Here is a 16,055-nt window from a genome sequence, read left to right as displayed (position 1 = left end):
TGCATCGCGTCTCTACGAGGAAATTCTAATCAATCATTATCCTGATGCCTTCGCTGTGTGCCGTAAATTCAGGTGCATACAAACATTGTATAGTTGTGATTCCGGAGGAGAAATCGCCGGTTTGCGAAACCACCACCGGGTATTCAAATACCCATGTTCCCTTTGGCAGATATTGAAAGAAGAAGTGCGTAGCTACATCGCGCGGGCTCTCGTAATACCCAAGTCCGCCCTGGTATTTATACCCGGAAATTTGTTCTATGGGTTCGAAGGCTGGAGCACGCAGGTCTTTCATGTGAACGTACTCAAGGTCACGATCCACGCGCAATTCAATTCGCATGATCATTTTATCACCTACTTTCAGGGGTTTTTCAGTTGTAACAGTTTCCAGCATTGGGCCAGATGGCGTCAGTACTTCACGCATAATGCTGCGGCTGAGCTTCAGCGGCGTTTCATGAGGTGTAATGCGATCCAGTTGCTCAAAATACTGCCAGTACAAACCGCCCCAGGCAATTGTGTTTCCGGCATTGTTAACGGTAATCTTTGCCATGTCCGGACTTATCTCATCCCTGTACCACGAAATCCTGAAATAGCCCGAACCAGCTTCTTCACGGATGGCGGGATCGTTGGATGGATTGATGGTCAGATTACCTATCTTAATGCTGAGGTCGCGGTTAGTTGCCAGTGTTTGGGTGCCACGCATCAAAATGGCATAAATGGCTTCGGCAGTGGCACGGTTCGATTTCCAGGCCTGTGTGCGTTTTTGTGTAATAAGCCACTGTTGCATTTTCTCAACCGAAGCCATATCCTTATTTATTATAGCATAAGCTTCCACTAAAAGCGCTTGCGTTTCGATGGGTGCCTGGTACCAGTAATAACCCTGACGCAAATCTCTCCAGTATTTTCCCATTTCATTACTTACCAACGACCTGTCTTCAATGGATCGCATGATGCCTTGCTGAACAGTTCCTTCACCAATGCGATGCAGTGCCAGGGCAATCATTCCCTGTAAGTATAGGTTCTGACCAGTCCAATGCTTTTCTGCCTGGGCTTTCCAGAAACTAAATCCTTCCTGAAACTTTGGGGTCATAGCGAAATTGCCGGCCCAGTAACTCCTTGCCCAGAGGTATTGGATTACTCCAGCATTCAAAGCATTTAGCTTTGGATCTTCAGGATTTTTTATTTTCCTGTATTCTTCTTCCATACGCTCATCAAGGTATTGAACTGCTTGCTGCAAGCGTTTTAGCAATTCCGGATTTTCTTCAATCTTTAATGTTACGATTGCTTGCAACCTTCCAAAGCCTGCTACAATTTGTTGGGTAATATGGCGGCTGTCGTGCATGCCGGGCATCCAGGGCCAGCCGCCGTTGCTCAGTTGCATTTCAAGCAGGGCCTTCAGGCTTTTTTGCAATTCACTCTCAATATGGTTGCGTTCGAACAACGCGGAAATCTGTCTTTTTCTTTCTGATTCGCCCAGGGCATCATTCAGCCAGGGAGTTTCTTCTATCACAATGCTTTTCAGATCCTGGTTCTTTTCAAGATTGGAGAGCAATGCATTAGGATCTGTTTTACGCCACACCTCAAATACACGCTCAATTTCAGGATTGTTGTTAATGATATGCATTGCCATCTGATTCGCATAATATTGATTGAAAAGGGCTTCGGCGCTGCGGTAATTAGGTTCTGACAAATATGGAAGGGCCTGCACAGCATACCACACCGGGTTGGAGGTAAATTCAAGTGTAAGCTGGTGGTGCATTGCCGTTGAGCCGGGCTTTCCGGACTGCAACAACTTATCGAGTGTGAAGGTGGTATTGCTACCGGCTCCCACAAACATTGGCATCGTCTCGGTAAGCAACTGTTGGTTTGTGAGTACGGCCAGCATGTTTTCTTCGCCATCGCTATGCGAACCTGCCATGGCGGTTACGCGGTAAATTACGGCATAAGGCCCGTCGAGTGGTACGCTGATGCTCCAGGCAAAATCCTTCGAACCTTTTGCCGGAATTACAAGTTTTTGGAGTTCAGCATCCAGCTCATACTCATTATTTACTGGCTCCATTGTTACCGCATCGAACAATTCCAGTTTCACAAGTGCGTCCAATTCCTTATCGGTTGTGTTCACAACTTTGGTTTTGAATTCCATCTGATCGCCCTGGCGGAAGAACCGTGGCGGATTGGGAACCACCATTACTTCGCGGCTGGATTCAAAGAATTCTTCAAAATATCCTTGGCTGAGGTCAGTGGTGTGAGCCAAGCCCATAAGTCGCCAACGGGTAAGTGATTCAGGAACCGTGAAACTCAGGCTCACCGCACCCTTTTCATCGCTAAGCAATTGTGGATAAAAAAATGCAGTTTCACGGAAATCTCTGCGAACCATGTTGACCGGCGCTGATAAAGTAGCCGGCTCAGAATCTGCGACTGCCATCTCTTCCATATCAGCTTCAGCATCAACAAGCAGGCCTTTTGCCTCAGGAAGTGACTGGTCCATCATCATTGTGGCGTTCGCATAACGCATACCGCCGGAACGATAATCCATGAAAGGAGATCCATACATTTCGAAACCGAACCAGTTTAGCTTATCGTATTCGCGATTGTAAAAATCCGGGTAGGTTCTTAAAAATGCTGCATTAGCTGTTGTTTGGCTAAAGGCAGAATTTGCTTCCCAATTGAAGCGTCGTTTATAATGCTGATACAGATTGAAATTCCAGTTATGAGGCTTCAAAGCATCAAGTGAAACATCGTACATGCCAGCGAGCATTTCGGCAATCACAGGTTTTCCTTTGTGATCGCTGATAAGTATTTTCCATTCTTCACGGCCTCCTGGTTCAAGCTTGTTGCGTTTGGTTTCCAGTTCAATCTTTAGCTCTTTGCGCTTATCCGGTACGATAATGTCAATGGCCTCAGTAAACGCCCGGTTATGCGCTGTTGAGGTTAACAACACCCTGAATCCGCCAAGATGGGCTTCGGTAACAGGGATTTCCAGCATCCGTGTGCGACGGTTCAAACGCAGGCGTTGGCTACTAACGATTTCGCCATTTACTTCAAGCTCGTAAAGAACTGTCAACCGGATAGATGAACCAATGAGTACTTTAGCTTTCTGACCCGGTTCCAACGTTGGTGTTAATACATGCGACCACCAAATATGCTGTCCAGGAAGCTTGCGATCCGATGGTTTAAAAATTGTGAAATGCCTTTTAAACTCAACTGTTTCGCCGAATGCATCTTTGCTTTTCAATTCAATTACATACGTTCCGGGTTCCCACGATCCAAAGCTGGGTGGCATTAATTTATCTTTCAATCCGGTGTTGAACTCGGATAAGAACACCATGCTTTCAATTTCCCAGGATTCCGGATCATTTTCATAATTATACACATCGAGCGGGAACAATTTATCATGAGTGGCTTTATCCATAACAAAGCGATCGGGGCGGCTATGATTTCTTTCTCGCATCAGCCGGCTGGGTTGTTTAAGCCGACTTACTTTCATTTCACCGCTAACTTCCTGTTCTATACCGTTTAGGTTTGTGGCTTTGGCGGTAAATCCGTCGAATTCATTGCGGTCAATCAGTTCATTGATATTGGAGCTAAGAATTAGGGAGATATATCCAACACCGATCATGGTGCTTCCGCTTTGGGTCTCACCTTGAATGTCGGTTACATCGGCCATCACATTAAATATAAATACTGGCTTGTGTGCCGATGAAATTGTCAGGTCTGGAGCAGCAATAAAAGTGACTGTAAATTTCCCTTCTGCATCGGTTTGAATTTCTCCGTTAAGAATCTCAGTTGGTGGACCGGATGGAAAAATTGATCTGTATCTGTAGTCCCTGAATGGGAAACGGGCTTGACGCGTAACCCTGAACCTGACTTGCGCATTGCTAATGGGATTTCCGGCATAAGCAATAGCCTGCCCATGAATGCTTAATGTTTCTCCGAGTTTGTAGCTTTCTTTCAGCGTATCGAATTTTACTTCGAATCGGGGCAATTTATATTCTTCAACTGAAAATGAAATGTTTCCATTTTCGTTGCTTAACTGCAAACTGCCGGTGAGCAAATCAGAAGGCAGCGCAAAATTCCCTGAAAATGATCCATGCTCATTGCTAACCAACGCTAACTCTGAAACCTTCCTATAGTTGGCATCATAGAGTGTAACAGTGATGCGGTAATTTGTTTTCAGTTCATGCGTTTCACCGTTGGTGTCAATTACTATACCTTTGAAATAAACAAGCTGGCCAGGGCGATACAGAGCGCGATCGGTGAAAAAGAAGGTTTGGGTGCGCATGCGGTTGTCGTGATCATAACGTTGTTGTGAAAAGAAGTTTTCTGTAAACAAGCGATCTTTAGCTGAATGAAAATCAAGTGCATAGGATGAATGCGGTGCACGCTTTTCCGGAGCCTGTATGGTAAAAGTTCCATCACTTGAAGTTGTAAAGCTCTTGCCTTTTATAAAATCATGCGAGCGGGTATTTGAATTATATTGCCGTTGATAAGTGGTAGCACTAATATTTTGCAGCGGTTTACCGTTTTCGCGATCCAACACCAGGAATTTTATGCTTCCATCCGCGTTATTGCGAGTAACAAAACTTATTGCAGAATTCCAGAATGAAGTGTGCGCCAGCGTTTGCGGCTCAGAACTGAAAGCTGAATCAAGACCTGCGATCAGGATGTAATATCCTTTGGGTAAGGCCGGAAAGGGAATTTCGGTGTTATGTGTTTGCATGTCTCCGTCATCTGGCAATTCCTGATGCCAGGAAGTGTAAGGCTCCAAGTTTAGATAGGCCTTAATTAAGTCCTTTTCTTCCTTGTTGGTATTTCTGAGTTCTCGGTCAGCTTCAGGTTCGAGGCTGATAACACGCAGATATATTTTTTTTACATTTTTATGCGAAACCAACGCCTTAAAAGGTTTGTCCGGTAGGTTGACATACTCCATCTGAACCTGAAGATTTGGCTGGGTTATCTGCGTCAGTAGGTTGCTGCAGTTTTTCGCTGAAGGTAGTCCAGGATTATTTTTAATAGCGATTTCCAGTTTCTCAATCGCTTCCTTAATTTTCAGGCGCGGCTCAGGATTGTTAAAGGGATCGTAAGTATTGCCCATTCTAACCAATTCGGTTGCAATGGCATACGTAATTTCAGGAAATGTTGCAGTGCTCGCATATTCTTTTTCAAGATGCTCAAGCGCCTGATAATAAAGCTGGTCTTTGGTTTCTAATGTTGCGTTATTGCGAAGCCAGGCAAGTCTTTTCAGATCCAAATCAACAAGCGCCAATGTTCTATCTACCTGAAGATGAAACCCGATCAATTGCCTGAGTATTTCAAGTGAATGATAGTTAAATGACAATGATGATGGCTCGGGCAAAACCTCGTTTGAAAAGCTATTTGCCCTGGCAAAATAAGATTCCTGGTTCAGGCTGAGAGGATCTCTGGGTTGAATAATTGAAGCTTGAGGGTTCATGAAAAAATCAAGTGCACGATGCCCCAGCAAGTCAAACAGCGTAGGGCGATAAATTTTTGACTCTTCCTTTTCTTCGATGATGGATGAAAAATAATCTGCAGTTGTTTTTTTAAGCTCGTCAGTATCTTTAACTGACTGAAGATAATGCCATGCTGCTTTTGTGATAATGGCTTCAGCATCCCATGTTTTTAAGTCGTTGCCTGGAGCTTGATCAATTGTGGTGCGATCCAGGATCAAATACCTGTTGGTTGTAAAATATCTGAAATATAATTCAGCCTGTATGGAATGCAACACCGAAAAGGCAGGCATATCGGCCAAGGCTATGGCTTCGTCAACCATGGCAAGGCTTTTTTCAAGATGATCTTCTTCAAATTCAGAACTCAGACTGATTTTGTAAAGAATTGCTTTGACAAGTTCAGGTGGATTATTTTCGAGCCTTGCCTGTTGATGGATTTGCTCCACAACAGTCATTGCGGCGCCCGGTATTCCTGCATCTTTCAAAGAGTCAGCTTTTTGCCAAAACTCTTTATAAATGGTTGGTTGCATAATAGATGACTTGGATGAGTAAGTTGTGAAATACAAAAACAGGGCTAATACCGCCAGTAAACCAGCAAGAGTTTTGAATAAGATCGTTTTCATTGCACATTATTTTATTGTTTGAAACTTCGAAGCTACGCAAATATCAACAATTGTTCCATGAGTTCAAAATTTACCTTGGTATTTAATTTGGTTCATAAAAACAGAAACAGCTTTTAAGATATTCGTTCACTTTCTCAGCCATTATCTTTTTGTAAACATTTTTTATCGTTGGGAGTCGGTTCGCAAAACTTCTAAATTACTCAACATATAGTCAGATAATTGAAAATTTTATTTGGCTAAAATATGGGTCGGACTTGTCAACAAATATTTTACCTTTGATAATAGTTTTACAAGTGTAAAGTTTTTATAGGGATTCAGAATGTATCAGGATCAATTCGGACAACAATTATTTTTTAAACTGGTAGCATCATGAAAAAAATACTGGTAATTGATGATGATGAGATTATTTTATTGCTGCTTGGCAACCTGCTTAAAAAATCGGGATATGAGGTGATGACGGCAAGTGATGGAGAATCGGGTCTGGTTGTAGCTAAAAACCGGAACCCGGATCTTGTTGTAACTGATTTCAGAATGCCAGGTATTTCGGGGCTTGATGTCGTAGCTGAAATGGCGAGGATGCAGCCTGGCATCCCGGTAATTGTGTTAACTGCTCATGGCGATGTTTCATTAACTATAAAATCCATTCAGGCAGGTGCTTATGATTTTATTGAAAAGCCCATCCAGCCAAAAGAATTACTAGAAGCCATACGTAATGGGATCCAGGCCTCGATTCAAAGTCAGAGCTTAACGGAAACAATTTCATATACCGCCCGTAAAGCCATTGAAGATAACCTCTTGGCAGGCAAGACGCCTGTTATGCGGGAAATATTTAAAAACATTGGTCGCATCTCGCTTACTAAAATGAATGTGCTTGTAACCGGAGAAACCGGCACGGGCAAAGAACAGGTAGCCAGGCTTATTCATTACAGCGGAATAACACGTGATCATCCATTGGTAGTTGTAAATTGCAGCGCCGCTGATGAAGCCGAGCTTGAAGCAGAACTTTTCGGTAATACCAAAGGATTGGTTGATAGTGCAAAAAGAGATAAAAGAGGAAAACTGGATCTGGCGGGCGAAGGCACTGTGCTTATTGATGAATTTCCACAATTATCCATTCATCTTCAGGGTAAACTGCTACGGGTTTTACAGGAAATGGAATTCCAAAAAAATGACCTGGAACACACTCCTGCTTTCCAATCCAGGATAATTGCTTCGTCGAGTAAAAACCTTGATGATCTTGTTGCAAAAGGTACGTTGCTGAAAGAATTATATTTCAATCTCAAGGTTTTCAATATTGTTTTGCCCCCATTACGGGACCGGCTTGAAGACATTCCTGAATTGTTAACTCATTTGATCCAGAAACTGAACAGGAAACTAAACAAGAATATTGTTAAGATTGAAGATGGTGTTGTTGAACTGCTTAAAAGCTACAACTGGCCCGGTAACATAAGGGAAATGGAGAATGTTTTGACCCAGGCCGTTATACTATCACGCGGCGATGTGTTGGAACGCGAACATGTTCACCTTAATTACAAGGATAAATCTTTGTCGGATAATGAAAATATTAGCCTGGTCTCGCTAGCCGATGTTGAGAGGGATCACATACAACGAATTCTTAAGGCAGTGCATTGGAGCAAACTGGAAGCGTCAAGAATACTTGATATCACCCGCCCAACGCTAAATGCAAAAATCGAAAAATATAAACTCAAAAGGGACTAAACCCATTTGGAGTTTTCTTTTCAATACGCCTCACGACCTTTAAGTTTGAGTCTACTCCACAAAGTCATTTTGATGCTGAATCCTCGCTACGGCGAGGACTTTAACAAGCTGCTGATTTTTCAAAGTAAACTCTGGTTTTCAACTCAAATTTTTCTCAAAAATTCGAAAGGACCAATTCTTTATATTGGTTCTGCTGAATATTTTACAGTACGCGCAAGGACCATGTAAATATATTTTACCTTTCTGGAATTAATGAATTTCTGTTATACTCCTGTATTAATGGGAAATACAACGATAATTTTTCCTCAACATCTCAGTTATTAAAATTTTATTACCTGTTTATTTTACTCGCGGCAATATCTTTTACTATTTTAGCGCATTAATTAACGCAATGTAAAACATTTGCACGGTGGCGCAAACAAAAACGATAATCGGTTTAATTGTTTTAATGTTTCCGTTATTTGAAGGTTCTTTGATTGCACAGGTGCGGGTAACAGGACATATTTTCGCTGAAGTTGTTGAAAGTATTGGTACTTCATCGAATACAAATGACTGGGTAATGGTGCCTCAAAGTAGCTCAGGCAAAGAGTTTGATCTTGGTGAAATTTCTTTAAATGGTGGCGCAATGGCTGCATACGACCTGATAGTGAAAACAAATGTTATGACCGGAGAAGCCGGAACACAAGCATCGTTCCTGGCTACTACTGATCTTGGAAACTTATCATACATGCTCGACTCCCATGGTAAGCGGGTGTTCCGGTTGTACGGTTCGGTCAAAGAGAAATTGTGCGCCGAAGCCGAGAAAAACTTTTCTGCCAGCTACCACGTAATTTTTGCCTACAATTAATGCACTAACAAAAAAAGCAATGACTCTCTATCACGAGTTACCAAGCACTTTAACTGATTTTAGATCGTATTTGACCGTTACAAATGGCAAACAAAGTATAATTCAAAATTCTCCAATGTGGATTGCGGATTCGTTTTCCCGAACCAAATTTGTTTGTCCGCTTTATACAAATGCTTCATTAGAAGGAACGATGATTCTGGTTGCATTTAAGTTATAAATATTGATTTCTTACAAGAAGCATATTATAAATTTTCATAATAATTGGTTGGTTGGTTTATTGGTTTGAAAGCCGCAGTAAGATACTGCGGCTTTTCTTGATTAAAATGAAAGTTGTAAATGGCTCTTTCAACATTGGCTCTACAGAATGAACGAGATTTTCGAACTTAATTGAATTATATACCCGGAGTGAATAAAATATTCTATTTTTACAGCATCATGACGGTTTTTAACTCTTTATTACAATGATCGTAAGATTAAAGACGTTGATTCTTTTTAGTGTCTTGTTCTCGGGAATGCTGCTGGCCAATGCACAGCCAACTAACCAGATCAGACAGCCAGACGGTGATATAACAACAGGAGTGTGGACAACACCGCCATTGTGGTCTAAAATTAATGAAGGATCACAAAACCCAAATGGGGCTTTTATTACCTGCCCAAATAATGCAAATTCAACAGCCGAAGTGAGCATAGGAAACCCAACCTACCCGGGAGTTTATTCTGAAATTACTGTAAGGGCAAGGGTTTGTAAAAGCAGTAGTAGTGGAAATACAAGAGGGTTGGACATTAATCTAAGGGTCAACAACAACCTTCTTGGTAATAAAATCATGACTTTAGACATGAGCCACAATTTTACCATGTATACTCAGACCTGGAGTGGTTATAATTTTACCAGGGAAGACCTGAATTCGCTGCAAGTCCTGATTACCTCCACTGGCAGCATTGGAGGCGGTAATCGCCGTCTGGTTTATGTTGATCTTATTGAGTTGGAGTTAAATTATACGCCGGTAGTTAACCTTTATTCGTTGCCCTTTTCCGAAAACTTTAACACTTCAGATAACCTTCCAACTGACTGGATAATAACCGACCATCAGGGTAGCGGCCAGATATGGCAAATAGGAAGGGGTGGATCAATGAATGGTACCGTTGGAAACTACGCGTACTTAAATAGTGATGCCTATGGCAGTGGAAATTCTCAAAACACTGACTTAATTTCACCAATAATTGATTGTTCAGGGTTCAACAGTATTACTTTGTCATTTTCGCATTACTTTCGCCAATACATATATTCTACAGCCAGTTTGGCCTACAGTACTAATGGTGGCCAATCCTGGTCCAATATTCAGCAATGGACACAAACCATTTCTAATCCCACTTTCTTTAGCATCGTCGTTCCTGAACTGGACAATCAATCGCAAGTGAGTATAAAATGGAATTATACCGGCACCTGGGATTGGTATTGGTCAGTTGATGATGTTACGTTAACCGGCACGCCAGCTATATATGAAGTTGATTTTATTGCTGATCCGCTAACAACCTTTACTGGAGAAACAATTACATTTTCGGATAATTCAACCGGAGTCATAACATCATGGCTTTGGGATTTCGGAGCAGGTGCAATACCCGCAACAGCTACCACACCAGGGCCACATGATGTAATCTATAGCACATCCGGCAGTAAAACAGTCAGCCTCACCCTCAATGGGACGTACACTGAAACCAAGACAAATTATATCGAAGTATTGGATTTCTACCCACCGGCGTTGTTTACCAATGGAAAACAAATTACAATCCTTGCATCAAAGGTGGAAGGCAGTGGATCGCACCAGGATTTTCCGGTGCTGGTAAGTTTCACTGACCCCGATCTGAGGCATACTTTACATGGTGGAAAAGTGCAAAACCCCAATGGTTATGACATTCTATTTACCCTCGATGACTGTTCAACAACACTGGATTACCAGGTTGAAAAATACGACGGAAGCACTGGAGAATTCATCGCCTGGATCAGAATTCCTGTGTTAAGCAATCTTCAGAACACCATTATACAGATGTATTATGGAAAAGGTAACGTCTCTATTGATCTTTCTACTGCAAATACATGGTCATCGAAATACAAGGCTCGTTACCACTTAAATCAAAATACGCCATCCGAAATCACAACAGATTACACGGCTAATGCTCACCATAGCGTTTCTTATGAAGGCAATCCGCAGCAGGTAAATGGGAAAATAGGATCCGCAACACAGTTTTCAGGAAGCGATGCCATTAACCTTGGAACCAATATCCTTCCGGGAACCAAAGGCACTTTCTCCCTTTGGATCCGATCCAATCAACCTGATAATGCTTATCATGGGTTCATAGGGAGTGGAGCTGGTGGTACAACTATCCGCTCACCAGGTTTATGGATTTACTCACACACTACTATTCATGGAGGATATGGCAATAACAGCACCTGGTGTAGCTGGATAAACAACCCCGGAAGTATTACAAACGGGGCAGGCGCAAATTGGCACTACATAGTTTATACTTACGAAACCGGTCAACCTCAGCAGTTGTTTATTGACGGTGTTCTGAACTTTACCTTCACAAGCAATTGCAATGATTTAAACCCTGTTGCAACGGCTATACAGTTTATTGGCAGGAGAGACAATTACTTCGTCGGACAAATTGATGAAGTCTCCATCTCGGCAGAAGTTCATGATGCTGGTTGGATCGCAACAGAATTCAATAATCAAAATGACCCATCAAACTTCTTTATCATTTCCGGCGAATTGAGTGCTGGAAATCTGTGTAAATGGGTTTGGACCGGCAATATTGACAGCGACTGGAATAAACCTGGTAATTGGAGCAAGCCCGTATTGCCCGACGAATCATCATTCGTAATCATCCCAATCTCTAACAATGATCCGGAAATAATATCTTCAGATGTAACAATATTCGATCTGGAAATACAATCCGGGGCATTACTGACAACAAACTCAACAAGCACATTAACTGTGCTGAACCAGCTTACCAACTATTCGGGGGAATCAGGATTGATAATCAGGTCATCGAGCCTTGGAACAGGTTCGCTTTTGCACTATTCTTCAAATACGCCAGCCACATTTCAACGTTATATAAGTGGTGAACCCGAAGCCTGGCACCTGCTTTCCTCAGCTGTTTCAAATCAGGAAATTTCAGGGGAATTCACTCCAACCGGCGGTCCTGGCAGCTATGGCGATGGAACAAGGTATGATTTTTACACCTGGTTCGAACCCGATACCTCATGGGTATATTTGCTCAACACACAAAATCCACCAACATGGAATGAGGTTCATAGCAGTGCTGATTTCATACCAGGAAAGGGTTATCTTGTAGCCTATCTGGATGAACACCCGACAAAAAACTTCGCCGGGATTCTAAATAGTGGGCCGATGAATATAGCTATAACCAAGTCAGTTGGGTTGGGCAATGAGTCTGGCGCCAATCTGGTTGGAAACCCATACCCTTCATCAATTGATTGGAAAGCCTCAAGCGGTTGGTCAAGAAACGACCTCGAAATTTCAAACGATGGTTATGATATCTGGATCTGGAACGACACCGCTTTTAATTATGGCATATTCAATTCCGCTTCGGTAAGCGACGAAGGCACGCTCGGAGTTAAGCGTTATATTGCACCAACCCAGGGTTTCTTTATTAAATCAGCCGTTGCATCAGGCATGCTTGGAATGACCGATGAAGTTCGTGTTCATGATGATGCCGGAAACTGGCTAAAAAGCTCGAAAGAAGTTGGTGATGCTCTACACCTGGTTGTAAAATCATCTGACGGATTTGGATACGATGAAGTAATGCTGGAGTTTAACCAGCCCAAAACAGCCACCGGTTCCCCAAAAAAATTCAGTTTTGTTAAAAAAGCTCCTAGTTTATTTATTCCTAAAAACGGACAAAACTATTCTTTGCAATTACTTGGGAAAAATGCTGAATATCCTGTGATCCCTATCGCTTTTAAGGCAGGCGAAAATGGCGCTTATTCTCTTGAAGCGGTTTTCCCAACCGGATTGTTTGATATGCTCGAACTTCATGATAAGCAGACTGGCAAAATCCATAACCTGAAGATTAATCCATCTTATACTTTTGAAGCCGGCACAAACGATAGACCCGGTCGTTTTATCCTCCAATTTGTAGCTGGTGATTTCCCTGACCCACATCAGGCTATTCCGGGTAGCATATATGCGTACAACCAACAAATTCAAATAGACCTCCGGCTGGCAGAAGGTATATTTACTTTTGAGCTTTACGATTTGTCGGGTAGAAAAATCAGGCATGAGGTTATCAATGGAGGGACAACTACCAATATTCTTCATTACTCAAAAGGCTTGTACATCGCACGCATACTTGGTAATAAGGGTTCTCTCTCACGCAAAATCTTCCTATATTAAAGCCTGGGCTACAATTCATGTGTGATCCGAACCTCCATTGCCTAAACCATATAATCGTCTGCCCAAATCCGGGCAATTTTGTCCTGACTTTATAACGCTTTTCCCGTTTTGGGACTGATTCTGATGCCATACCAAATGACATGTTGCTGATAACGTGTGCTTTATTTTTGTGGCATGGTTTTTTAACATTTTGTTAACAGCAAACACAGAACAAAAAATTCAAGCAAATAAAAATCATTAACTCAAAAATTCAAAACAATGAAAAAATTAATCGCTCTCTTCGCCGGTCTTTTCCTGATGACAATCGCAGTTGAAAACGTAAACGCCCAGTACAATGTTTCAGATCAAGCCACTGCTACCGCATTTATCATTACCCCTATTTCAATTGAAAAAATTGAAGATTTAGCATTTGGTAACATTATTGCCAGCGCTACAATCGGCACAGTAACAGTTGATGTTTCAAATAACAGGACACAAGCAGGAGGAGCAACGTTTCCAACAGTACCAGGAACCATTTCATCAGCAGAATTTACTGCAACAGGATTTTCGGGAGCTGTTTACTCCATTACCTTGCCCGCAGACGGAGCAATCAAGCTTAGCGGAGTTGGTCCAGATATGGAACTGACAGCTTTTGTACACAATGCTGAAGAAGTATTAACCGGAGGAACAGAAACCTTCCAGGTAGGTGCCACACTGAATGTAAATGCAGACCAAGCAGCTGGCGCATACACAGGTGTTTTTGATGTGATTGTTAACTACAACTAAAAAATAAATTGGGAACGGAAGGGCAAATGATGCAGATCACTTGCCCTTTTTTCTTTTTAGCTCAAGGAACTTATAAACTAACACAATACTATGAACCGCAGCCTCATTACCGCAATCGCTCTTTTTGTGATGCTTTCCGGCAATGCATGGTCGCAGTCCAGCATAACGGCACAAGCCTTTGCCGAGGTCATCGAAGCCCTTACTGTGCAGGAAAATGAGCAACTTAACTTTGGCCGTTTTTCACCAGAAACCAATGGGGGGAACATTGTGATCAGTCCGGACGGTATTCGTTCGGCGCAAGGAACGGTAATATTGGCATCCGGGCCACATACTCCCGGACGCTTTACTATCACCGGTGCGCCTGATGCCACATTTACAATACAGTTGCCCGATGGGCCTTCGGTATTAACACACCAGAGCAGCAGCAATACTATGCTTGTTGATGGATGGGTGTCTGACCCGCCGGCAGGTGCAGAAGCAAGCACTTTGCCCGATGGTTCAAGACTGGTGAGCATTGGCGCTGTGCTTAATGTTGGCCCCAATGAAGATAACCCGGTAGGCGTCTATGCAGGAACTTTTCAACTGACTTTCTCGTATAATTGATTTTGAAACGGTGGTTTTTCATTATTCCATTGGACCAGCACAACAATTTATTTATAGCTGCCTCAACGGATTAAATATTTAGATTCAAAAAAATAGTAGTTTTGAGGATTCATTAAAATTCATTGCCATGACATCAACAAACCTTCACAAAAACATGTGTGGATATCAGATTCTTGCAACTGTAAAGTTTATGTTTGTTATAGTTGTTATTGCCTTGTCCACTTATCCTCTAGCTTTGAGTGCACAGGGTGATTTATTAATCACACCCCGAAGGGTTGTATTTGAAGGCAACAGACAACAGCAGGAAATAACCCTGGCAAATACCGGCCAGGATACAGCAAAATATTCAATTTCATTTGTGCAATACCGAATGACCGAAGAGGGAGGCTTTGAACAAATAGAAAGTCCCGAACCGGGACAGTTTTTTGCTGATGCATATCTCCGGTTTTTCCCGCGTTCAGTAACGTTGGCTCCAAACGAATCGCAGGTGGTTCGCATGCAATTGCGAAGATTGCCCGATATGGTTAATGGAGAGTACAGGTCGCATATGTACTTCAGGGCTGTCCCTGACGAGAAGCCTCTTGGAGAAGAAGACATGCTAGCCGATACTTCCGCTATCGGTATCAGGCTTACACCCATATTTGGTATCACAATACCTGTTATTATCAGGATTGGCGAATTGAATGCCGGAGTTAGGCTTAGCAACCTGACGCTTAAGTTGAATGAAGATACTCCACCTGATTTTTCGCTGACCATGAATCGTGAAGGTAATCAATCGGTGTATGGAGATCTGACGATAAACTATGTTCCTTCTGTCGGCGAACCCATTGAAGTGGGAATAGTAAGGGGAATAGCCATATATACGCCCAATTCCAAACGTAACTTCTCCATGCAGCTAAGTCAACCCGATGGAGTTGACTATAGTTCCGGCAAGCTTGTTGTCCGGTATAGCAGCGCCAGCGAAGCCAAGCCAGAAATGTATGATGAGCAGGAACTTTTACTGAATAAATGATTGAACACCTTAGAATAATATTCTTTCCTCTTTTCGTCCAAAGCAACAATACCATTGGCTTTTTCCGGATGCTGTTTTTCGTTTTCTTTTTAACAATTGGCGTCTTTAACAACGTTTTTGCACAAGGTTCTCCATTCCCACCTCCACGTGAGATAAGAGTTTTTGCAACACAGGAACTTGGATTTGGTGGTTTTTATACAGGCAGTGCCGGAGGAAATGTAATCATCAGCCCAACTGGCTCGCGCTCTGCAACAGGAACCGTTGTGCTGGCTGGTGGCTTAGGTCAGCCTGCTATTTTTATAATTGAATTGCTTCCCGGACGACTTGTAAATATCATGATCAGTCCTCAAACCACTTTCCTTACACGTATTGCAGGAGGGGAAACCATGACTATGACCATAGGACCTACCGATAAGGGGACAAGTTTTGTAACTTCAGCCGGACACCCATTCAGAACCCCTGTGCAAATCGGAGGCACGCTTCATGTTGGGAGCATTATTTCGAATCCGGCAGGAGAATATACAGGTAATTTTAATGTGACTTTTATCCAGGAATGATAACTACCAACCATTAATTTTTCACCATTTTTGCAGCCTCATCAAATAA

At 42.5% G+C, this 16,055-nt stretch carries 8 protein-coding genes; 7 read left to right on the top strand and 1 reads right to left on the bottom strand.

Translation table 11 applies throughout. The annotated features are described in order from the left end of the window. Window positions 1-25 precede the first annotated feature (25 nt). Window positions 26-6,088: a hypothetical protein gene (locus tag IH597_03595; GenBank protein MBE0661530.1), complete on the bottom strand. Its 6,063-nt coding sequence runs from the start codon at window positions 6,086-6,088 to the stop codon at window positions 26-28. 369 nt (window positions 6,089-6,457) lie between these two features. On the opposite strand from IH597_03595, the gene IH597_03590 reads away from it, so the two are divergent. The 7 genes from IH597_03590 (at window position 6,458) to IH597_03560 (ending at window position 16,006) form a co-directional block, all read left to right on the top strand. Next, window positions 6,458-7,807, top strand: coding sequence for a sigma-54-dependent Fis family transcriptional regulator (locus tag IH597_03590; protein ID MBE0661529.1), 1,350 nt, complete (start codon window positions 6,458-6,460; stop codon window positions 7,805-7,807). A gap of 409 nt (window positions 7,808-8,216) precedes the next feature. Then, on the top strand, window positions 8,217-8,654 hold the full coding sequence (locus IH597_03585) for a hypothetical protein (GenBank protein MBE0661528.1): 438 nt from the start codon (window positions 8,217-8,219) through the stop codon (window positions 8,652-8,654). A 461-nt stretch (window positions 8,655-9,115) separates the two neighbouring features. Continuing rightward, window positions 9,116-13,069, top strand: a complete 3,954-nt coding sequence (locus IH597_03580) for a DUF2341 domain-containing protein (protein MBE0661527.1) — start codon at window positions 9,116-9,118, stop codon at window positions 13,067-13,069. Window positions 13,070-13,327: 258 nt separating this feature from the next. After that, entirely contained in the window at window positions 13,328-13,834 is a 507-nt protein-coding gene (locus IH597_03575) for a DUF4402 domain-containing protein (GenBank protein ID MBE0661526.1), read from the top strand. A 90-nt stretch (window positions 13,835-13,924) separates the two neighbouring features. Further along, complete coding sequence (locus tag IH597_03570; GenBank protein MBE0661525.1) at window positions 13,925-14,437, top strand: DUF4402 domain-containing protein; 513 nt, start codon at window positions 13,925-13,927, stop codon at window positions 14,435-14,437. A gap of 127 nt (window positions 14,438-14,564) precedes the next feature. After that, window positions 14,565-15,449 (top strand): molecular chaperone, encoded by an 885-nt coding sequence (locus IH597_03565; GenBank protein MBE0661524.1) that lies wholly within the window; start codon window positions 14,565-14,567, stop codon window positions 15,447-15,449. Next, complete coding sequence (locus IH597_03560; protein MBE0661523.1) at window positions 15,446-16,006, top strand: DUF4402 domain-containing protein; 561 nt, start codon at window positions 15,446-15,448, stop codon at window positions 16,004-16,006. The genes IH597_03565 and IH597_03560 overlap by 4 nt, the downstream gene beginning before the upstream one ends. Window positions 16,007-16,055 lie beyond the last annotated feature (49 nt).

This window comes from Bacteroidales bacterium (assembly GCA_014860575.1).
Taxonomy (GTDB): Bacteria; Bacteroidota; Bacteroidia; order Bacteroidales; family JAAYJT01; genus JAAYJT01.
The sequence above is the reverse complement of the archived record's forward strand: the minus strand, read 5'-3'. Positions and strand labels throughout refer to the sequence as shown.

Bases quoted from the DNA above. Each gene is read 5' to 3' on its own strand.
- IH597_03595 (MBE0661530.1), bottom strand. From the start codon at position 6,088: ATGAAAACGATCTTATTCAAAACTCTTGCTGGTTTACTGGCGGTATTA.
- IH597_03590 (MBE0661529.1), top strand. From the start codon at position 6,458: ATGAAAAAAATACTGGTAATTGATGATGATGAGATTATTTTATTGCTG.
- IH597_03580 (MBE0661527.1), top strand. From the start codon at position 9,116: ATGATCGTAAGATTAAAGACGTTGATTCTTTTTAGTGTCTTGTTCTCG.
- IH597_03575 (MBE0661526.1), top strand. From the start codon at position 13,328: ATGAAAAAATTAATCGCTCTCTTCGCCGGTCTTTTCCTGATGACAATC.
- IH597_03570 (MBE0661525.1), top strand. From the start codon at position 13,925: ATGAACCGCAGCCTCATTACCGCAATCGCTCTTTTTGTGATGCTTTCC.
- IH597_03565 (MBE0661524.1), top strand. From the start codon at position 14,565: ATGACATCAACAAACCTTCACAAAAACATGTGTGGATATCAGATTCTT.
- IH597_03560 (MBE0661523.1), top strand. From the start codon at position 15,446: ATGATTGAACACCTTAGAATAATATTCTTTCCTCTTTTCGTCCAAAGC.